General features: G+C 61.0%; 20 protein-coding genes and 1 pseudogene. 11 read left to right on the top strand and 10 right to left on the bottom strand.

Annotated features, from left to right (window positions below; translation table 11 throughout):
- Positions 1 to 126 precede the first annotated feature (126 nt).
- From FHX14_RS01065 to FHX14_RS01055, 3 genes are read left to right on the top strand one after another with little or no spacing between them, the layout of a single operon-like run.
- On the top strand, positions 127 to 381 hold the full coding sequence (locus tag FHX14_RS01065; protein WP_184375536.1) for a hypothetical protein: 255 nt from the start codon (positions 127 to 129) through the stop codon (positions 379 to 381).
- Positions 378 to 830, top strand: coding sequence for a VOC family protein (locus FHX14_RS01060; RefSeq protein WP_184375534.1), 453 nt, complete (start codon positions 378 to 380; stop codon positions 828 to 830). Before FHX14_RS01065 ends, FHX14_RS01060 begins: the two co-directional genes overlap by 4 nt.
- A 54-nt stretch (positions 831 to 884) precedes the next feature.
- Positions 885 to 1,616 carry an SDR family oxidoreductase gene (locus FHX14_RS01055; RefSeq protein WP_210300930.1) on the top strand — a complete coding sequence of 244 codons (732 nt, stop codon included), beginning with the start codon at positions 885 to 887 and terminating at the stop codon, positions 1,614 to 1,616.
- A gap of 281 nt (positions 1,617 to 1,897) precedes the next feature.
- Here the strand turns inward: FHX14_RS01055 and FHX14_RS01050 are convergent, their stop codons facing one another.
- Both FHX14_RS01050 and FHX14_RS01045 read right to left on the bottom strand, forming a co-directional pair.
- Positions 1,898 to 2,344, bottom strand: a complete 447-nt coding sequence (locus FHX14_RS01050) for an isoprenylcysteine carboxylmethyltransferase family protein (RefSeq protein ID WP_184375532.1) — start codon at positions 2,342 to 2,344, stop codon at positions 1,898 to 1,900.
- 149 nt (positions 2,345 to 2,493) lie between these two features.
- Positions 2,494 to 3,087, bottom strand: coding sequence for a TetR/AcrR family transcriptional regulator (locus FHX14_RS01045; RefSeq protein ID WP_184375531.1), 594 nt, complete (start codon positions 3,085 to 3,087; stop codon positions 2,494 to 2,496).
- Positions 3,088 to 3,174: 87 nt separating this feature from the next.
- Here FHX14_RS01045 and FHX14_RS01040 point away from each other — a divergent pair, with 87 nt between their 5' ends.
- The 7 genes and pseudogenes from FHX14_RS01040 to FHX14_RS01015 all read left to right on the top strand — a co-directional run bounded on the left by FHX14_RS01040 (position 3,175) and on the right by FHX14_RS01015 (position 8,248).
- Positions 3,175 to 4,197 carry an aldehyde reductase gene (locus FHX14_RS01040; protein WP_184375530.1) on the top strand — a complete coding sequence of 341 codons (1,023 nt, stop codon included), beginning with the start codon at positions 3,175 to 3,177 and terminating at the stop codon, positions 4,195 to 4,197.
- Positions 4,198 to 4,237: 40 nt separating this feature from the next.
- The gene (locus FHX14_RS01035; protein WP_184375529.1) at positions 4,238 to 4,645 is read left to right on the top strand and encodes a nuclear transport factor 2 family protein; all 408 of its coding nucleotides are present in this window, start codon (positions 4,238 to 4,240) and stop codon (positions 4,643 to 4,645) included.
- A gap of 224 nt (positions 4,646 to 4,869) precedes the next feature.
- Positions 4,870 to 6,639: an adenylate/guanylate cyclase domain-containing protein gene (locus FHX14_RS01030; protein ID WP_184375528.1), complete on the top strand. Its 1,770-nt coding sequence runs from the start codon at positions 4,870 to 4,872 to the stop codon at positions 6,637 to 6,639.
- Positions 6,639 to 6,848 (top strand): annotated as a pseudogene (locus FHX14_RS33425) (tautomerase family protein); the annotation flags it as partial. The gene FHX14_RS01030 and the pseudogene FHX14_RS33425, both read left to right, overlap by 1 nt.
- A 72-nt stretch (positions 6,849 to 6,920) precedes the next feature.
- Positions 6,921 to 7,235, top strand: a complete 315-nt coding sequence (locus FHX14_RS01025) for a metalloregulator ArsR/SmtB family transcription factor (protein ID WP_012555415.1) — start codon at positions 6,921 to 6,923, stop codon at positions 7,233 to 7,235.
- Positions 7,232 to 7,591, top strand: a complete 360-nt coding sequence (locus FHX14_RS01020; protein ID WP_184375527.1) for an SRPBCC domain-containing protein — start codon at positions 7,232 to 7,234, stop codon at positions 7,589 to 7,591. The genes FHX14_RS01025 and FHX14_RS01020 overlap by 4 nt, the downstream gene beginning before the upstream one ends.
- A gap of 45 nt (positions 7,592 to 7,636) precedes the next feature.
- Positions 7,637 to 8,248 carry an ATP-dependent Clp protease proteolytic subunit gene (locus FHX14_RS01015; protein ID WP_184375526.1) on the top strand — a complete coding sequence of 204 codons (612 nt, stop codon included), beginning with the start codon at positions 7,637 to 7,639 and terminating at the stop codon, positions 8,246 to 8,248.
- Positions 8,249 to 8,267: 19 nt separating this feature from the next.
- Here the strand turns inward: FHX14_RS01015 and FHX14_RS01010 are convergent, their stop codons facing one another.
- Positions 8,268 to 8,801 (bottom strand): alpha/beta hydrolase, encoded by a 534-nt coding sequence (locus tag FHX14_RS01010; protein WP_184375525.1) that lies wholly within the window; start codon positions 8,799 to 8,801, stop codon positions 8,268 to 8,270.
- Between the two features lie 104 nt (positions 8,802 to 8,905).
- On the opposite strand from FHX14_RS01010, the gene FHX14_RS01005 reads away from it, so the two are divergent.
- Positions 8,906 to 9,382: an Lrp/AsnC family transcriptional regulator gene (locus FHX14_RS01005; protein ID WP_184375523.1), complete on the top strand. Its 477-nt coding sequence runs from the start codon at positions 8,906 to 8,908 to the stop codon at positions 9,380 to 9,382.
- Between the two features lie 53 nt (positions 9,383 to 9,435).
- Here the strand turns inward: FHX14_RS01005 and FHX14_RS32855 are convergent, their stop codons facing one another.
- The 7 genes from FHX14_RS32855 to FHX14_RS00975 form a co-directional block, all read right to left on the bottom strand.
- Positions 9,436 to 9,633: a pentapeptide repeat-containing protein gene (locus FHX14_RS32855; protein WP_348649225.1), complete on the bottom strand. Its 198-nt coding sequence runs from the start codon at positions 9,631 to 9,633 to the stop codon at positions 9,436 to 9,438.
- Positions 9,634 to 9,653: 20 nt separating this feature from the next.
- On the bottom strand, positions 9,654 to 9,812 hold the full coding sequence (locus tag FHX14_RS32850) for a pentapeptide repeat-containing protein (RefSeq protein ID WP_246713333.1): 159 nt from the start codon (positions 9,810 to 9,812) through the stop codon (positions 9,654 to 9,656).
- Positions 9,813 to 9,883: 71 nt separating this feature from the next.
- Positions 9,884 to 10,195 carry a DUF982 domain-containing protein gene (locus tag FHX14_RS00995; protein ID WP_184375521.1) on the bottom strand — a complete coding sequence of 104 codons (312 nt, stop codon included), beginning with the start codon at positions 10,193 to 10,195 and terminating at the stop codon, positions 9,884 to 9,886.
- 225 nt (positions 10,196 to 10,420) lie between these two features.
- The gene (locus FHX14_RS00990; RefSeq protein ID WP_184375520.1) at positions 10,421 to 12,826 is read right to left on the bottom strand and encodes a serine/threonine protein kinase; all 2,406 of its coding nucleotides are present in this window, start codon (positions 12,824 to 12,826) and stop codon (positions 10,421 to 10,423) included.
- A gap of 44 nt (positions 12,827 to 12,870) precedes the next feature.
- The gene (locus tag FHX14_RS00985) at positions 12,871 to 14,052 is read right to left on the bottom strand and encodes a serpin family protein (RefSeq protein ID WP_003594939.1); all 1,182 of its coding nucleotides are present in this window, start codon (positions 14,050 to 14,052) and stop codon (positions 12,871 to 12,873) included.
- 14 nt (positions 14,053 to 14,066) lie between these two features.
- Positions 14,067 to 16,598 (bottom strand): trypsin-like serine protease, encoded by a 2,532-nt coding sequence (locus FHX14_RS00980; RefSeq protein WP_184375518.1) that lies wholly within the window; start codon positions 16,596 to 16,598, stop codon positions 14,067 to 14,069.
- Positions 16,595 to 18,211: a caspase family protein gene (locus tag FHX14_RS00975; protein ID WP_184375516.1), complete on the bottom strand. Its 1,617-nt coding sequence runs from the start codon at positions 18,209 to 18,211 to the stop codon at positions 16,595 to 16,597. Before FHX14_RS00975 ends, FHX14_RS00980 begins: the two co-directional genes overlap by 4 nt.

The following is an 18,211-nucleotide window of genomic DNA, read 5'->3' as shown; positions in this document are numbered from 1 at the left end:
ACCTGTGATTTTTGCTCACAAATCTTGCACTAATATTCGGTTGTCGTCCAGACCCCTGCGGAGCAATCTTGCCTTCGAAACAAGCTGATGCTTGGGCAGTCAAACTCAGGAGCGCAGGAGAAGGCCATGACTATTGCTCACACTCTCGACGACATTTACCTCCCCGCAGCACCCTTGCCCTCGATACACAGCCTCGCAGGCCTCGGCGCGTTCTTTGCGCGGCCGGTCCTTCGGCTCCGGAACCGTATCGCGGTGCGACGCTTCGAACGCTATTCCAACCACCTCCTGCGCGACATCGGCTTCGAACGCGACTGGGACGGATCGATCATCGGTGGCGATCGCTCCCGGTCCCACTTTAACGCTGCAGGAAAACTAAGATGAAAATCCATTCCCACCTTTGGTTTGAATCCCAGGCCGAGGAGGCCATGGCGTTCTACACATCGATATTCGAGGACTCGAAAATCCTCGGGCGAATCGATCTTCCCGATCCCGAACTGTCGGTGGTCCGGTTCGAACTCGGCGGCCTGCCGATCACCGCATTGAATGCCCATTCCCACACGCCCTACAACGAGGCGTTCTCCTTCCAGGTCGAGACCGGCGACCAGGCTGAAACCGACTATTACTGGAATGCCCTGACCGCCGACGGCGGCAAGGAACAGCCCTGTGGCTGGCTCACCGACAAGTTCGGCATCTACTGGCAGGTCACGCCGACGCGACTGCTCGACATGATCGCCGATCCCAACCGGGAAAAGGCGGGCCGCGCGATGCAGGCCATGTACAAAATGAAGAAGATCATCATCGCCGACCTCGAGCGGGCCTACCAGGGATAATTTTCCCGATCACGGCAATCGATCGTATTCCATTTCAAGCGAACGGAGGAACCTATGGCAGCGCTCATGGGAAAGAAAGTCGTCATCATCGGAGGCAGTTCAGGCATCGGCCTCGGCGTCGCGGAAGCCGCGGTCGAGCGCGGCGCGGAATTGGTTATGGTCGGTAGATCGCTGGAAAGACTGGCGGCTGCAAAGGCCTCGCTCGGCCCTCAAGCCAATGTCGAAACCATTTCGGCGGACATGACCAACGAGGCTGAGATCGCCAGGCTGTTTGAGGAGGTGGGACCGTTCGATCATCTGGCCGCGACTGCGGGAAGTCCGCCTCCGGGCAGTCCGATCCGTGAGATCAATATTGCAGAGGTAAGGGCCTTTGTGGACAATAAGCTGCTCGGTGCAATCCTGATGGCGAAATACGCCTCCCGGACCCTGAAGACCGGCGGTTCGATCACCTTCACATCGGGCATCAACAAGGATCGTCCGCCGGTTCCGGGTGGGGCCGTCGTATCGGCAATCGCCGGTTCGTTCAGCTATTTTATTCGTGCTCTAGCGCTCGAATTGGCCCCGATGCGTGTCAATGTGGTTTCGCCGGGTTGGGTCGACACGCCGATGTTCGAGCAGCTTGCGGGCATCATGAAATCCGAACTCTTCGAAACCATGGCAGCGCAATTGCCAGCCGGAAAAATCGCAACTCCAGCTGATATCTCTCCAGCATACGTCTATGCCATGGAAAGTGAATTCACGACCGGTCAGACAATTGATATCGACGGAGGCCAGAGCTTGATCTAGCAGGCCTCCACAGCATCCCGGAGAACCACGTCGGTTGGGGTTTGAGGAATGCCTGTCCTCCTTGTGTCGGCAGGAGCAAGGCCCCAAGCCTCCAATTCGCCAAAGGCGGAGGTCGTGTCGCCTTTGCGCCCTCATTCCGGCCATTTAGATAAGTCGAGCGGAATGTCCAAAGCCGACGTTCCGCTCGACGCCTGAGCCACCTCCTGTATGGGCGGCAAGCAGCCATTCCGGACGCCAAACCATAGTACCTGCTTTGTCGCGCAGCCGAAACAAGCGAGGCTCTAAAGCCACCTTCTCACGTTACGCGCGTAGTCGTCAAAAGCCGGGCCGAACTGGCGGCGCATCTTGGCTTCCTCGAAGGGGATGTGGACCCAATTGGCGGTAGCAAACACCAAGAGGGGGGCGACGAACATAAGAATAGCGCCCGTCGCCACAGCCACACCGAGGCTGAGGACGACGAGGCCCAGATACATGGGATTGCGGGTGAACTGAAAAGGTCCGCCGGTGACCAGCTTGTTGTTGGTTTCCGAGGTGGGATTGACTTGGGTGCCCTCACGTCGGAACAGTATCAAGGCCCAAACTGGAGCAATGAGACTGACCGCGATGAGCCCGATCCCGACGAACAGGCTATGTACCCAAGGTACGGCGGGCCACCCGGCCAAGTAGCTGGCGCCCGCAGTGAGGATCAAGAAGAGAAGGGCCCATATCGGTGGCGGAAGCTTCAACATATTCGTTCACCTCGCGGAGCGCGAGCGGCGCTCTATTGCCGGCACTGGGAGCGACTATAAGGAATGTTGCCTCTCAAAGCCATTTGCGGCCGCTATGGGTCGAAGAGGGACAAGACACCACTGTTGGTCTGCGACGAATTCGCCGTAAACTATGCTTTTTGGTGGGGCGTGAGTGCGAGTCTAAGAACTCGCATCAGCAGTTCGAGCGCGTCTTTCGCTGATCCTTCGGCACTGAAGCTATGTTTGATGCCGTCCATGGCTGCGGCGATGAAGGCGGCAATGTCCATGGATGAGGACTTCAAGGCCTTGAGGTCGATCTCATCCCGAGCCTCGGCATCCGCAAGCGTTTCCGACAGGAGATGAAGCAGTCTTGATCTGGCGGCAGTCGTGATATCGGCAGCCAGTTGCAGATTGATTTCGAAGAGCTCTCTTGCATTCTCACTCTTGCTGAACGGCGCTATCAGCCCTTGCTGGAAGGCAGAGATGGCTGCCGCAATTCGGTCGATGATATCTCCCGTGTCCGAAAGGACGCTTTGGACATCAGACATAGTCTGCGCATGGGCTCGCGCCGAGCCTGCCCGGAAGAGCTCTTCCTTGCTGTTGAAGACGAGGTAAAGCGACGCCCGGGAAATCCCCGCGGCGCGCGCGATATCCACCATCGTGGTCTTCTGGAACCCGTAGCGGGCGAACACCGGCAGTGCGGCGTCCAGAATCTGTCCTGATTTAGGCTCTTCTTTTTCCATCTGGACATATTGACGACCCGTGTCTCAAATGTCAAAGAGACGATTAGACGGCAATCGTCCATATGTCTACTTGGGATAGAGCGCATCATGAATGAAGAGCGATCACGACGAAAATCCATTGTCCTGGTGACCGGGGTCGGCGGCTTCCTTGGCGGCCACGTGGCGCTGCAGCTGCTACAGCAGGGGTATAGTGTGCGAGGGACGATACGACGGATGACGAAGGCTTCGGCGATAATGTCGCGTTTCCAGTCGTTCGCGGACAACATGGACCTGGTTCAAGATCTCGACAACGACAAGGGATGCGACGATGCGGTATCGGGCTGCGACTACGTGATCCACACTGCATCCCCATTTCCAAGTGGCGCGGTCCGTGACGAGGCAGGACTGATTCGGACGGCCAGAGAAGGGGCGCTTCGCGTGTTGCGGGCGTCCCATCACGTTGGGGTCAAGCGGGTCGTTCTTACCTCATCCATCGCAGCCACCAATCACGGAAACGGACATGCGCCGTTTAGCGAGAGGGATTGGACCAATGTGGAGAGCAAACGGGCCACACCCTACTACAAGTCCAAGACTTTGGCCGAGCGTGCCGCTTGGGCATTCGTGGAAGAACGCGGACTGCCTTTGGTGGTGATCAATCCCGGCCTCATTCTGGGTCCCTTGATAGGCAATGATTTCGGCTCATCCGTCGGGCTGATCTGGAGACTGATGAACGGCAAGTTCACAAGCCTCCCACGTTACGGCTGCTCGATTGTCGACGTACGCGACGTCGCTCTGGCCCATGTCCGGGCAATGATCGAACCGGCCGCCGTTGGGCACAGGTTTATCGTGGGCGGCCGGGTGTTCTTGATGAAGGACCTTTCGCTCGCGCTTGCCCAGGCCTTCCCCGAATATACATCCCGATTGCCCACGGCCGAACTTCCAGATTGGTTCGTCCGCATTCTGGCGCTGATCGATGCCGATGCTCGGACGATCGTCAATGAGGTCGGACGCGACCTCAGCATCGACACCTCAAAGGCCGGACGCATGCTGCAATGGCATCCGCGCTCGGAAGAGGAGACGATCCGGGGCTGCGCTCAAAGCCTAATCGAAAGGGCTTGGTCACTCCGCTGAACGCCAGCCGGCATTGAACCAGAACCATGCGAGACCAGAAATGATATCTGAAATTCAGACTGAAGTGGACAACATCCGTCAGATTGAACGGAGCCGGCTGCGGGCGCTCGTCGCAGCTGACATCGCAGCTGCGCAGCCACTGCATGCGGATGATTTCCAACTGATCACGCCGATCGGAGCTGCGCTGTCGCGTGAGCAGTATCTCGGCGCGATCGCCGCCGGTCAGATCAAATACGGCGTCTGGGAGCCCGGCGAAATCGCTGTCCGGCTTTATGGTTGTGCGGCAGTGATTCGTTACCGAGCTCGTCTCGAAGTCATCTTCAACGGGCATCCCGTGCCGCCGGCACAGTATTGGCACACTGATGCATACGAGCGCCGGGACGGCCGCTGGCTCGTTGTCTGGTCGCAGGCAACAGCCATAGGCATGCAATCACCGAAAGATTATTGAGCGCAACGCAACGCGCGGCAGCCGGACGACGGCGGCTCCGCGTTGCAAATGTCTCTTTCTGTCAGACGGGATGGCACGTCCGCAATGGGCCGAAAGCAGACATCGTCGACAAACACGCTGTAGGTCGCAAATGCACCAGAGAACTTGATCTTAGCCGAGATCGCTCTGGGCAGAAGTTCCCCTGTCTCTGTCTTCCTGCTATCGTAGAGACGGGGGACGGCTCTATGAGCGAGAATCGCAAGCTGGCCGCAATTCTGGCCGCGGACGTAGTCGGATACAGCCGGCTCGCCAGCGAGGACGAAGATCGCACCCTGGCAAGGTTGCGGGCACTGCGCAGCGACCTGATCGATCCAACCATCGCAGTGCACAACGGCCGTGTCATCAAGCGCACTGGTGACGGAGCGCTGGTCGAATTCCGCAGCGTTGTCGATGCCGTGCGCTGCGCCATCGAGGTGCAGAACGGTATGGTCGAGCGCAATGCCGGCGTTCAGCTGGATCGGCGCATCGAGTTCCGGATCGGCATCCATCTGGGGGACGTAGTAGAGGAATTCGATGGCGACCTGATGGGCGACGGCGTCAACATCGCCTCGCGTCTCGAGGGTATCGCGGCCCCCGGCGCTATTTGCCTGTCCGAGGACGCCTATCGCCAGGTCAGGGCGAGACTCGATCTCTCCGTCAGCGATCTCGGCAACACGCAACTCAAGAACATTGCCGAGCCGATCCGGATCTATTCGCTCCAGGTCGGCACCGCCGCGGAGTTAAAGCCAGGAGTGACCGCCGCCGTTGCTCGTGCGCCGGCCGCATTGCCGTTGGACCTCTCGATTGCCGTGCTGCCATTCGTCAATATGAGCGGCGATGCCGAGCAGGAGTACTTCGCTGACGGCATCTCCGAAGATATCATCACAGCTCTATCGAAGCTGTCGCAGCTGTTTGTCATCGCTCGCAACTCGTCGTTTACCTTCAAGGGCCGGAACGTGAACGTGCAGGAAGTGGGCGACAGCCTCAAAGTGCGCTACGTGCTGGAAGGAAGCGTTCGCAAATCAGGCAACAAGGTGAGGATCACCGCGCAGCTAATTGATGCAACCACCGGCGGGCATCAATGGGCGGAGCGTTTCGATCGCGACCTGACCGATATCTTCGCAGTGCAGGATGACGTCACGCAGCAGATCGTCGGCGCTCTGGAACTCAAGCTGACGGCCGGGGACCAGCAGCGGCTCGCGACGGAGCAGACTCAAAATCTGGAAGCCTATGACTGCTTCCTGCGAGGCCGTGAACACATGTGGCAGCTGACGAAAGAGCAAAACATTCAGGGCCGGCAATTGCTGCAGCGCGCCATCGATCTGGACCCAAAATTCGCGCCGGCGCACGCGTTCCTCGCCGTCACGCACGGGCTGGCCTACGTTAACCAGTGGAGCCGATCACCGTCGAAATCGCTGGAACAGGCGACCGAGGCTGCGACGCTGGCGGTGGCGCTCGACGATCGGTATCCGTACGCACATTGGGCGCTTGCCGTCGTCAACCTGTACCTGCGACGACTTGACGTGGCCATCCGCGAGGCTGAACGCGCGATCGCGCTTGCTCCCAATCTTGTCGAGGGCCACGAAAGCCTCGGAAACGCGCTGCACTATGCGGGCAGGTCCGACGAGGCCCTCGTCTGCTTCGAGCGGGCGATGGCCCTGAATCCATATTATCCAGACATTTTTCTGCACTTCCACGCGCAGGCGATGTTCCAGTTGGGCAGGTACAAGGAGGCCGTTGTACTTCTGAAGCGACGAATAGTCCGCAATCCAGCCACCGACATCTCACGTGTGTTGCTGGCGGCGAGCTATGGTCACTTGGGCTGCGTGGCGGAGGCGCGCGGGCAGTGGGAGGAAGTGTTCCGGATCAATCCCGATTATTCCCTGGAGCACAGGCGCAAAGTGCTGCCCTACAAGAACCCTGCCGATTTCGGGCGCATTGTGGACGGACTGCGCAACGCTGGCCTCATCGAGTGATGCGATTCCATCGCCGGCGTCGTCCCACTGCTTCCGTACGGCCTCACAAAAGCACGCCGCCTTGTATCTGGTTCGCCTCAGATTGTGCGAACGAACATCGAGAAACCATGCCTATTCTTCACCTGCAGATGCATCCCGGCCGAACCGGCGATCAGAAACGCGCCTTCGCCCGCGAAGCGACCAAGGCCGCCGCCGAAACGCTGGCATGCCCGCCAGCGACAGCAGAAAATCGGCTCGAAAACAGGCTTGCGAAAGAGATAAGTCTGTGCTTATGTGTTGGCATGATCGAGAATGATTTTTTCCGGGCTTTGGCAGATCCGACCCGCCGTGCGATCTTTGAGAAGCTGGCGGCGGGGAGCATGAACGCCAGCGCCTTGCGCAACGGCATGGAGATCAGCCAGCCGGCAATGTCGCAACACCTTGCGGTTCTGCGAAGTGCAAAGCTCGTGAGGGAACAACGGCAGGGGCGTTTCGTGAACTACGAAGTCGATCCGGAGGGGCTGGCTCTCATCGCTCAATGGCTGGCGAAGTATCGCGCCTATTGGCCCGACCGCATCGCAGCTCTCAAGGTCTTGCTGAAGGACATGGATCAATGAACGAACAAAAGATCGAGGAGCAGGATAGCGGCGTCGAGCTGGAATATGATTTGGACGATCCGCCGCAAAAGGTCTGGCGCGCTATCAGTATGCCCGAATTTCGGGAAAGGTGGTTGCCAAAGGAGGCATTGGCCGATCCCGATGCGATCGCCGTCACTCCCGGCCAGGAACTCCGCTACAGGCTGCGCGACGACAGCCCACCATTCCTTGAAAGTACCGTGACGTTCAGGATCACACCGAACGCGACGGGCGGCACCTGCCTTCGGATCGTCCACGAACTGACGGACGTAAGGCTCGACCGGATGGCGAGGGCGGCCGCAAACAGCAACAGCCCGCTCCTCATGCTCGCCGCCTGACGCGGCGAGCCTCACCCTAAAACTCTGGAAGTTTGGAGGTCGCCGATGCGCGAAGCGATGCAACTCGTCCCTATGGTCGTAGAACAGTCCAGCCGGGGAGAACGATCATTCGATATTTATTCCCGGCTTCTGCGAGAGCGGATTGTCTTCCTCAATGGCGAGGTGAACGACACCGTTTCGGCCCTCGTCTGCGCACAGCTCCTGTTTCTGGAAGCAGAAAACCCCAAAAAGCCCATCCACCTTTATATCAATTCGCCGGGCGGCGTCGTGACCAGCGGCCTCGCCATGTATGACACGATGCGCTACATCCGCGCGCCGGTTCACACGCTCTGCATGGGCACGGCCCGCTCTATGGGATCGTTTCTGCTGATGGCGGGCGAGCCGGGCGAGCGGGCCGCCCTGCCAAATGCAAGCATCCTGATCCACCAGCCGTCAGGCGGCTTTCAGGGGCAGGCAACCGATATGCAAATCCACGCCGAGGAAATCCTGAAAACAAAGCAGCGTATGACCCGGCTCTACGCGGAACATTGCGGGCGCTCCTATGAGGATTTTGAACGCGCCATGGACCGCGACCGCTTCATGACGTCGCAAGAAGCACTGGAATGGGGCTTGATCGACAAGATCATGCAACTCCGCGACGTCCCGGCCGATCAGTAAGGGATGGCCGCCGCACGGCCTACACGCGGCTCGCGAAGTCCCTCAGATGCGCCAGACCCTCTGACCAATCACCCAGTTTGCTTTGACCGTTGATGTGGCCGGCCGCGCCGATCGTTTTTAACTCGCTGCCCCATTGCTCCGCTCGCATTTGGGCATACGGCAACGAACCATAGGGATCATCGGTACTTGCCACGATGAGAGAAGGAAATCGGAATTTCTTCTCGGGTGGACGTGCAAAACTTGATGCCTGAGCGGGGAAAGCCGGAGCCGCCGGATCAGGAACAGCGACCAACATTGCACCCTTGATCGGCAAGTCGGACATCTGGTGCCAATGCGCCACGAGCAGGCAGGCCAGGCTATGAGCCACCAGAACCGGTGGCGTTTGCGTGGATTGCACGGCCTGCTCCAGCGCTGCGATCCAGTCGGATAGGTCTGGCTCGTCCCAACTCGCAGGAGCAAAACGGCGTATCGACGGATCGGCATCCTCCCAACGGCTGTGCCAATGGAGATCGCCGGAATTGCCGATACCCGGCAGATGAATAATTTCAGTCACGCTTCACCTCTTGGTCGTTCTCCGCCAAGGATGATCGTTTACCCAGGCCGAATAAATTGGCATTCATCGGAAAAGGCGCCCCTATTCCGATGGATTTAAAGTCAATGGCGAAACAATTCGATACTCATGCTGCGTTCGATCCGACCGACATCTCCATGATCGAAATCTTGCAGGATGATGGTCGCATCAGCGTTTCCGAACTGGGGAGAAGAATCGGCCTCTCTCAACCCGCAACGTCAGAACGTCTGAAGCGGCTCGAAGAACGTGGGGTCATCAGCGGTTACCGGGCTCTTATCGCTCCTGCTGCGGTGGGGCTCGGAATGATGGCGATTGTTCGACTGCGCACCACGCACGAATACATCAAAACTTGCCTCAAGCAGTTTTCAGAGATGCCGCAGGTTATCGAGGTCCTCAGGCTGACGGGAGAAGACTGCTTCCATCTGAAAGTGATCGTGCCGTCGCCGGCAGAGCTGGAAAGCATCGTGGATGCAGTTGCGCGCTACGGCTCGGTCACCACGGCGATCGTGTTACGCAGCGAGCCCACCAAACGTATCGGACGTGAGCTCATGATGAAGGGATAGTTTTTGCGACGGGTTCTTCCAATGCTTTTACAAAGGCGGGAGTGCTGCACAAGTCAGATTTTCGCCTTTTCACAGGCCATGAGTAGATCGGTTACGAGAACGCCATTGATCCGCATCCCAGTCAAATCGGCATCTTTGATGTCTGAATCTGCTAACGTGACGCCGCTTATGGTCAATCGCGATAGATTTGCATTGGTGATGGCGGCTCCAGACAGATTGACGTTATTAAAGCGCGCATCCGCAAGGCTGATATCGTCAAAAACCGCTTCAGTTAAATTGCTGTTGTTTTTGCCTTAGTCAAAAAAGCGTAAAACTGGGCGTCTGCGAGGTTTACGCCATCGAAATTAGCACCTGACATATCGGCCCGCTCGTAATGCATTCCCTGCATCTGAGCGCCATCAAATGGGTTGTGTTCCTGGTGATCGCTCATTGTCGTTTCCTCCGCGATGCCGGCAATGATCGCTTGTGGCGCAAACCCGCGTTGGCTTCTCGAAATTGGGACTATCTTTGCGCCTTCGACGGCAGGTCCGGTCGTCGCGCTGCCACGCCCTGCGGGACGAGACAGAGAGCGGCGATGCCCGCCTCTTCGGCCGCACGCAGAAGTGCTTCCCGGAATTGTTCCGGGGCAATTTTCCCGCTGATTGCGTCGACGCAGGCTTTCACGGCCGCCACATATTCCTCGCCGTCATCGCAAGGCCAATCGCTCATCAGGAGACGCGCCGCATCTCCAAGCGTCCATACGATCTTGCGAGACGCCGGACCTCGCAAAGCAAAACCGACCGGCGTGAATGCTGCTGATGTGTTCCAGCACATTATCCTCGACCCCTCAAGGCGGGAATACTGCAATCCCCACTTTTAATATACGCGCATTTTATGAAAGTTGGAATTGAAATTTCGTGAAGCGTACCGCTTGAGCGCGAGGCTGCCAAATGAAGAAAAAAGGCGGTCTGCGCCCTCATTTTCAAGCGCTGCGTCGACAAATGTTGCGCTTGAGGCATGCAGGATTTCTTCCTTTTCGATCTCAACCCTTCTGTTCATTCACCGCAATTCCGCAGTCACCCGGAAAATACCGCCGGCCGAAGCATCCGAGCAGACGACGAAGGTCGAGCCTTCCTGCGCCATGAAGGCGACGTTGCCGCCGGCTTCACAGGGGGTGGCGCTCCATTGCAGGAGGATGTCGCCATTGTCGGGCAGTTTTTCCGTCGCGATCTTGGTGGCACTTGCCATCCATTCGGTTGCTGACGGCAGGTGGACGGGGGCGTTCAGCTGTTTCGACAGCCAGGCGGTATAGTTCTGCGCCACAGCGAGCGGCACATCGTCGGCCGGCTGCTGTGGGTTGTCGCTGTAGGCCTGGGCGCTAGCGGGGTCGGAGTTGGCGGTGTAATAGGCCGCCATCTCGGCGCGAGTGACGGCTTTTGCCTGCATGCAGAAGGATTTCTCGACCTTCACCGCGCCATTGGCAACGCCGAGCATGCCGCCGAGCTCCTTCATCGAGGCGGTCATCAGCCGGACATTCTCCAGCGAATAACTGCCCGCCGGCACTTGCTCGAAGGCAAGGGTCGGCGAAACCGGGCAGAAGCCGCGCGCCGACAGCGCCTCGAGATCGGTAAGGATCGGCTTGTAGGCTGCGAGCGCGAGTTTATAGGCCTCGGCGCTGTAACGGCCGTCGGCCTCGCCGATCTTCGGCGCGAGTGCGGCAAGCGTCGGATCGGCCGCGCCGGCGCGCGTCGTGATCGAGGCGTTGAGATCGGCGACCTTCTGCTTCAGCGCCGTCGCCTCGTCCTTTGCCGCCATGACGTCGGCGATGAGGGCGTCGAAAAGTTTGGCGGCGTCGCCATAGGCCGATGTCGCCGCCGGCATCTGCCATTGCTCGGCCTTGGCCTTGGCATCGGTCATCAGGCTACTCGCCTTGGCAACGTCGGGGCTATCGCCGGCGCCGATACGGTTGACGGTCTCGCGCTTTGCCATTGCATTCTTTTCGGCCGCCGCCAGCGCGGTCAGCGCCTTGGCGAGATCATCGAAAGCGGTTTTCGACGCGTCGTAATTGTCGATGGCGCCGTGCATCTGTTTGGCGGCGGCGCTGTCGGCGGCGGTCTTCATCTTGGCGTCGGCCTCGGCAAAAGCCGGCGCCTTGTCGCCGCCGGCGGCAGAAGCGGCGGCTTTCGCCTTTTCGGCATTCTCCTTTGATATGGCGATCAGCGCATTGCCCAGATTGATGGCAGCAGACTGGTAGCCCGGAAGGGCCTTGTCGTAGTCTTCGTCCTTCAGCAGTGCATCGGCAGAGGTCAGCGCCGCTGCACCGGTGTCATAGGCGAGTTTCGCCTGGTCACCGGAGGGGCGCTCTGGCGCCTTGGCGGCGATCGCCTTCTGTTTGCGGCTTTCGGCCTCCTTCTTCCAGGTGCCGACATCGGCGACGAGCTTCGGATCCGGACGCAGCAGTTTCGGGATGGTGATGGCGCCGACACCGATGCAGATCAACAGCAGGGCTGCGATCATGGAGATTTTGATTGGCGTCCACTTTTTCGGTTTCGGCGCCTCCTGTTGCTGCGGAATGCCGCCGCGCGGATCCCAGGACATCGGCTGGATGCCTGTCGTCACCCTTATGTATTCGCCGAGCGCATCGGCGCCGGTGCGCGGGCGCTGAGCCGGGTCGCGGCTCAGCATCCTTTCGATCAGGCTTGCAAGACCTTCGGGAAAGCCGGGGATCAGCACGTCGAGGCGGGGAAAGATGTTGGAGGGATCGAGATGGATGTTCTTCCAGCTCTGCTCGCGCTGGTGCTCGTCTTCCCAGACCATGACGCTGTCGAAGACGCTGTTATAGGTCTGGCGCGGCAGGAAGAGCTTGTAGGCGATCATGCCCATTGCGTAGATGTCGAGGGCTGATGAGGCCGAGAAGGTGCCGCTCGCATAGATCTCCGGCGCCCCGAACTCCGGCACATAGGGCGGGATGATGTGTTCGCCGATCTTCGAGATCAGGTGCAGGTTGCCGATTCGGACCGACAGGCCGGAATAATCCTCGGAGACATAGATGCACTGGTCCGTCAGGGCGTTATGGGCGTAACCGGCGCCGTGCAGCGTCGCCAGGCCCTCGAGGATGTGGCGGCCGATTTCGGCGGCGCGCTCATAGGCCACCATTTCGGTTTCGTCGAGATACTGATGCAGCGTCTTCGACGGCCGCTTCTCGACGATGTAGAAATTGTCGTCTTCAGGCGATGGCGGGATCAGGTCCTCGATTTCGACGAAGCGCCGTGCGGTCAGCGATTTCGCCTCGTTGATCGAGGTCCAGACCCGCTCGAAACGCGCCTTGTCCAGTTTCAACGCCACATCGGGGGCGACGATGAAGACCGCATGGTCCATCCGCTTGTCCTGAGCGGGATAGACGATGAACTCGTTCTCATAGACCGGCTCGCCGATCGTATAGCGGGCGATCAGATCACTTCTCATGCACGTGTCCCCCTGCAATCATTGGCATTCCATGAAACCGCATTCTATTCGCCTGCCAGAAGTGGATCGCCGATCAGCCCTGCGGCGAGCAGCAGGCCTGTCCTGGTATCCCTCAGCGCAAAGGCAAAACGGGCATCGGCGACGACGCGAACGAGCTTCGGATCGATGCTACGTTCGGTGATCGCTGCTGTGGCTGCCGCTGCCTCCGTGCCGTTTTCGTCGAGCTTGATCATCGTCTTCTGAAGAACGCGCGACAAGCGAATGTTTTCCTTGGTGAAACCCGGGAAAGCCGCATCCTTGGCCTTCTCCGCCGCCAAGCCCATCTGATTGAGCACCGGCATCAAATCACGCCCGTCGCTCAGGGAAAAGCGGGGCAGGAAGATTTCACCCTTGGCAGGCTCGAATTTTTCCCCCTGCAGCCAGGAGGTCAAGGCCTTCAGGTCGGCGCCGCCGACACCCTTGCCGGAGCGCGCCGCCACCACGACCATGCTGTAGCTTTCGCCGGCATAGGCAAGATCGACGGCGGTGAATTTCTCGTCGAAGCGGAATTTCTGCCCATCGCCGGTGAGATGCATCATCGGCACCGAAATCGTCGAACCATCAGGCCGCTGAAAGGCGGCCGAAGGGCTTTCTTTCTCGAAGGAGGTCTTCCAGCGCGCCTTGAAGGAGAGCGCGCCCAGGCTGACGAAGCCGCCGCCGGGCGGCGCGTCGAGCATGACGGGAATGGCGCCCCGCGTCGTCTGCTTGACCCAGCCGTTGATATGCTCGACCGAGGCCGGTCCATCGAGATCTTCGATCGATGGTTTGATCCGGTGGGTGGCGAGCATGGACAGCGCGTCGGGGGCGAGCACCAGCTTGTCGTCGAAGACGATGGCAACCGCCGTCGCCAGAGGCGCATCCGCGGCTGCCGGCTTCTCCGGGGTCATCGCACCAAGCACCGTCTCCGGCCCCTTCACCTCGCTGGCGAAGCCGAGGCTCTTGGCGATCGCGGCCTTGCCTTCGGCGGAGGCGCCGAGGCTGGCAAGGCCGAGGGCTGCGGCAAGGCTTGCTGGCGACACCATGATATTGGAAGCCCCCTCCTTTGCCAGCGTGCGCTCGATGAGCTCGGCGGCAAGCCCGGCCTGGGCGGCGAGCATCGCCTTGCCGTCGCCGGAACTGTCGGCATGGGCTGGGGCAAGCGTCAGCAGCGAAGCGGCAAGACCCGCCAGCAGAGTGGATTTCGGCATGGGTTCCCTCCTCTTCAGCGGATGCGATAGAATTTGGAATCGAACGACCATTTGCCCTGGGCGCCGGTCTCGTCGTCGCCGACGATCCTCAAAGTTCGGGCGAGATCGTAGACATAGTTGAAGGCGGCGCGCTGGCCGACCAGCGGCGTCGGCACATCCGGCAGGTCGAGCACCTCGATCGGCTTGTCACTGAGGATAGCGACGACCATGCCGACGCCTGAGGGTCCCTCCACCACATATTCGAAGCCGGTATAGGGATTGCGCGCATCCGGCACGACGACAGGACGGGCCGGATCGAGACGGTTGTCGCCGCTCTTGGCGGTCGGCTTCAGGCCCATCGAGCGCTTGTTCGGGTAAAGCTGCGTCAGCTTGCCGGAGGCGTCGATATCGACGAGGATTAGGTAGCCGGACTTCTTGGTCGAAACCCGCATCGCCACCTTGTCGCCGATGCCGACCGAGGTGCCGGGCAGCACATCGACGGCAACACCCGCCTCATTGTCCGTCTTCAGCGTATTCTCGACGGCGGCGACTGGGGTTTTCGCCTCCTCGCCGGTGATGACGTCGCGGCCGAGCGCATCCGGCTGGCCATAAAATTGCGGCACCGGGGTGAAGCGGCAATCCTCGGCATGCGTCCGGCAATATTCGTCGGATTTGCGCCGGACATAATCGAGCAGGGCGGCGTTGCTGACATTCGGCTTGTCGGCGGCGCGCGCCACGCCATCTTCGACACCTTCGATGAAGCGGCGGGTAAAGACGCCGACCGGCGGCTTGGCCTCGCGGTCGACCAGCGCCCATTGGCCTGAATTGACCGCCGACCAGACCATGGCGTTTTCACCGCCGAAGGAGAATTTCGCTTCCTTGCCCGATTTGTTCGGCGGTTCGAGCTCTGCCAGCGCCGGGCCGAGGCAGCGCACCGAGCCGGCGGGGGCGGCCACCGCGCTGCGGCTGCCGGGCCCGACATGGCAGGCGTCGATCAGCAGCGTGACGCGGCGGTCCTTGAGGCTGTTCAGCCGGGCGGCGATTTCCGTTTCGCGGATCTGGTTGGTGACCGTTACCTTGCCGGCCTCGCGGACCAGCTTGGCATCGGCTGCAACGAGTGTCGGGCTGGTCGTCGCTTCGGCGCCCATTTCCTCCGATCCCTGACCGCTGAAATAGAGGAAGACCCGGCTTCCAGGCGTCGACTGGCGCACCAGCCAGTCGTCGATTTCGGCAAGGATCGCCTCGCGGGTGGCCTTGCGGTTGGTCAGCGTGTGGATCTGTTCCGGGCGGTAGGCGAGCGTCTTCACCAGGAAGAGCTGCATTGCCTTCACGTCGGTGGCGGAGCCGGTCAGTTTCGCCTCGCGCATCTCGTAATCGTCGATGCCGATCAGCAGCACGCGGTCGCCGGGAGAGCCTTGGATCCCGGGTGTTTGGAGAGCAGGCGTCTCGGCAACCGGTGGCTGGACGGCGGGTTCCTCGGCGGCAGGCTTGGCAGCGGGCGCGGTATTGTCGGCAGGCGTTTCGGTCGTGGCGGCAGGGGCGGTGTCGCCGGCGGGCGGGGTGGTGATGGCGAGGTTGGCCAGTTTCTGGCCGGACTGCCTTGGCTTGGTCCCGGTTCCGGTGGTGGTCGAGGCGACCTGATCGCCTGAACTGGGCGCTTCGACATCGGGCACGTCGCCCTCGGTCTTGGCGGCGATCCAGCCGCGGAAGGCGGCGACGCGGGTATAGACGCCGTAGTGCTCGGCCTCGGCGCAGCCAGCGCCCCAGCTGACGATGCCGAGCTGGATCCAGCTCTTGTCCGGGCGCTGGGCCACCAGCGGCCCGCCGCTGTCGCCCTGGCAGGCGTCCTTGCCGCCTTCGGCATAACCGGCGCAGACATTGCGCTCATCGATCGGGTTCATCCGCATCGAGCTGTCGCGATAGGCGGCGCGGCAATCCTCGCGCGGGACGATCGGTAGTTCGACTTCCTGCAGCTCGGTCGGCAGGTATTTGTCGTCCCAGCCGTGATCGGCCTTGGTGTAGCCCCAGCCGGTGACGACGGCCTTGTGGCCGGCCGCCTCCACCGCGTCATCCCCCGCCGAGGCGAGGACAGCCGGCTTCGAGACGGCGGGTTCGGCAAGTTTGATCAGGGCGATATCGTTGGCGAAGACCTTGCGGTCGAAATCCTCGTGGATGACGACGTCTTCGACGGCAAGGCCGGGTTTATCCGGCCCGTCGACGGAAATGACCTTGTCGATCTTCGACTTGCCCTCGACGATCAACAGGTCACGGGCGAAGAGATCCTGCTTGCCGGAGCGGCCGCTGGTGACGCAATGGGCGGCGGTCAGGATCCATCGCGGCGCAATCAGCGAGCCGCCGCAATGGCCCCCGAAGCGGCCGCGCTGTTCGGGATCGGGCGCCAGGATTTTTACCTGCCAGGGCCATTGGCCCTTCTTCGCCGCCTGGCCGCCGATGACACGGCCGCCATCCTCGCCGGCAAAATCCGTATCCTGCTGCGCAAGGACCGGTGAGGCCAGGAGAAGCATGACGGCCGCAACGTTGAGGATGCTGCTGATCGACGCGCTCATAGCTTGGCTCCGGCGGAGGTATAGAGGACGGTAAATCCGACGCGGGCGCCCTCGGGCAGGACGTCGCCGAGCCGCCTGGCGATATTGCCGGCGGTGCGGCGCCTATCATTCTGCTTCAGGAACTCGACGAGTTCGGGCATCGGGGTTTCGGAGGTGACGGCGACGAGCAGATCGGTGCCGAAGGGGGCGACGACGGAAAGATCGAGGTCGAAATTCGCAGGCATCTCAGCCTCGGCATCTTTCTCGCCGGGATAGAGGAACTGCACGGTGCCATCGCCGGTGACGTCGAAGAGCACGAGCTTGCGGCCGGGTAGATCCGAGACCGTGACGCCGACGCGCTCGCCCTCGCGATGGACGGTATCGGAGGGCGTCACCCGCACGGTCTGCGGATTAACCTCCGACAGCCGCTTCAGCGTGTCGAGCGCGGCCATCCGGTCGACGACGAAGGGCATGTCGCCGGCGCCGATGTCGGAGGCGACGACATCACCGCCGGCAATCGCCTCGTGCTTTTCGGGATCGAAGACCAGCTCGGCATTGGCACCATCCGTCAGCTTGAACGGCGTGACGGCCGGCTCGATGCCCTGCAGCACCGGCTCGGCGCCGAGCGCGGCAACGCTGATCGGCGCGGGCTCGGCCGGCGGCGGAGCGTTTGATTTCTCCGCCGCCGCCTGCGCCCCTGCCCCCTGATAATCATAGACGACGGCGCGATCGAGATCGGTCCCGGGCGGGCTTTGGGTGAAGATATTCTGCCGCTGGTCGGTGAACTGATAGACCGCCTGGCGCACATATTCGAAGAGTTCGCGGCGGCTGACGGCGCCGTCGCCGTTGCGGTCGGCCGCCCCTTCGAAGGCGCGGGCCGTCGCATAACTCAGCGCGCCGCGCTTCTGCGGAATGCCGGGAATGGAGATTTCGGGCGATTTGGTATTGTCGTCGACGGCGGCAAGAAAGGTCAGCCGCTTGAAATCGAAGCCGGTGGAGAGCGCATCCGCCGTCGTCGAGATCGGCGCGAGATCATCCTCCTCGATCGTATAAGACGGCGCCTGGCGCCAGGTGATCTCGGCCCCGCGCGGATCGACGTCGCGGGTCATGCCGCCGGCATGGCAGGTATCGGCGATGAAGACGACATCGGCGCCCTTGGCCTCCAGCTTGTGGATCAGCACCTTGAACTCGTCGCCGAAAATGCGCTCGCGCGATCCGGGCAGACGGGTATCGAAGCCGGCCAGCACATAGACCTCGTCGCGGCCGCTCGGTTTGGAGCCCTTGACGCGCTCCGGCTCGCTCGAGCCGTGGCCGGCGATGCCGAGCACGACGAGATCGCCGGTCCCCGCCCGTTCCGTCACGGCTTCGATCGCATGGAAGATGCTTTCACGGTCGGCCTCGCCGTTCTTCAACAGCGTCATGTCCTCGACGCCGACCGAACGCAGGGAAAGGGAAAGGTCCTCGGCATCGGCGACGGCGCCATGCAGCGGCGGAACATTGCGGTAAAGATCGATGCCGATCAGCACTGCCCTGACGGCGCCGCGCTCCGGCGCCTCGATCGTCCTTGCCAGGCTGTCTGTAGCCGCCAAAGCGAGGAGGGCGAATGCGGCGGCCATGGAAACGGATGCGGACAT

The sequence above is a fragment of the Rhizobium sp. BK619 genome (assembly GCF_014195245.1).
GTDB classification, from domain to species: Bacteria; Pseudomonadota; Alphaproteobacteria; order Rhizobiales; family Rhizobiaceae; genus Rhizobium; species Rhizobium acidisoli.
The sequence above is the reverse complement of the archived record's forward strand: the minus strand, read 5'-3'. Positions and strand labels throughout refer to the sequence as shown.

Coding starts and splice junctions, on each gene's coding strand:
- FHX14_RS01065 (WP_184375536.1), top strand. CDS start 127: ATGACTATTGCTCACACTCTCGACGACATTTACCTCCCCGCAGCACCC.
- FHX14_RS01060 (WP_184375534.1), top strand. CDS start 378: ATGAAAATCCATTCCCACCTTTGGTTTGAATCCCAGGCCGAGGAGGCC.
- FHX14_RS01055 (WP_210300930.1), top strand. CDS start 885: ATGGCAGCGCTCATGGGAAAGAAAGTCGTCATCATCGGAGGCAGTTCA.
- FHX14_RS01050 (WP_184375532.1), bottom strand. CDS start 2,344: ATGTTGAAGCTTCCGCCACCGATATGGGCCCTTCTCTTCTTGATCCTC.
- FHX14_RS01045 (WP_184375531.1), bottom strand. CDS start 3,087: ATGGAAAAAGAAGAGCCTAAATCAGGACAGATTCTGGACGCCGCACTG.
- FHX14_RS01040 (WP_184375530.1), top strand. CDS start 3,175: ATGAATGAAGAGCGATCACGACGAAAATCCATTGTCCTGGTGACCGGG.
- FHX14_RS01035 (WP_184375529.1), top strand. CDS start 4,238: ATGATATCTGAAATTCAGACTGAAGTGGACAACATCCGTCAGATTGAA.
- FHX14_RS01030 (WP_184375528.1), top strand. CDS start 4,870: ATGAGCGAGAATCGCAAGCTGGCCGCAATTCTGGCCGCGGACGTAGTC.
- FHX14_RS01025 (WP_012555415.1), top strand. CDS start 6,921: ATGATCGAGAATGATTTTTTCCGGGCTTTGGCAGATCCGACCCGCCGT.
- FHX14_RS01020 (WP_184375527.1), top strand. CDS start 7,232: ATGAACGAACAAAAGATCGAGGAGCAGGATAGCGGCGTCGAGCTGGAA.
- FHX14_RS01015 (WP_184375526.1), top strand. CDS start 7,637: ATGCGCGAAGCGATGCAACTCGTCCCTATGGTCGTAGAACAGTCCAGC.
- FHX14_RS01005 (WP_184375523.1), top strand. CDS start 8,906: ATGGCGAAACAATTCGATACTCATGCTGCGTTCGATCCGACCGACATC.
- FHX14_RS32850 (WP_246713333.1), bottom strand. CDS start 9,812: ATGAGCGATCACCAGGAACACAACCCATTTGATGGCGCTCAGATGCAG.
- FHX14_RS00995 (WP_184375521.1), bottom strand. CDS start 10,195: ATGTGCTGGAACACATCAGCAGCATTCACGCCGGTCGGTTTTGCTTTG.
- FHX14_RS00990 (WP_184375520.1), bottom strand. CDS start 12,826: ATGAGAAGTGATCTGATCGCCCGCTATACGATCGGCGAGCCGGTCTAT.
- FHX14_RS00985 (WP_003594939.1), bottom strand. CDS start 14,052: ATGCCGAAATCCACTCTGCTGGCGGGTCTTGCCGCTTCGCTGCTGACG.
- FHX14_RS00980 (WP_184375518.1), bottom strand. CDS start 16,598: ATGAGCGCGTCGATCAGCAGCATCCTCAACGTTGCGGCCGTCATGCTT.
- FHX14_RS00975 (WP_184375516.1), bottom strand. CDS start 18,211: ATGTCCGCATCCGTTTCCATGGCCGCCGCATTCGCCCTCCTCGCTTTG.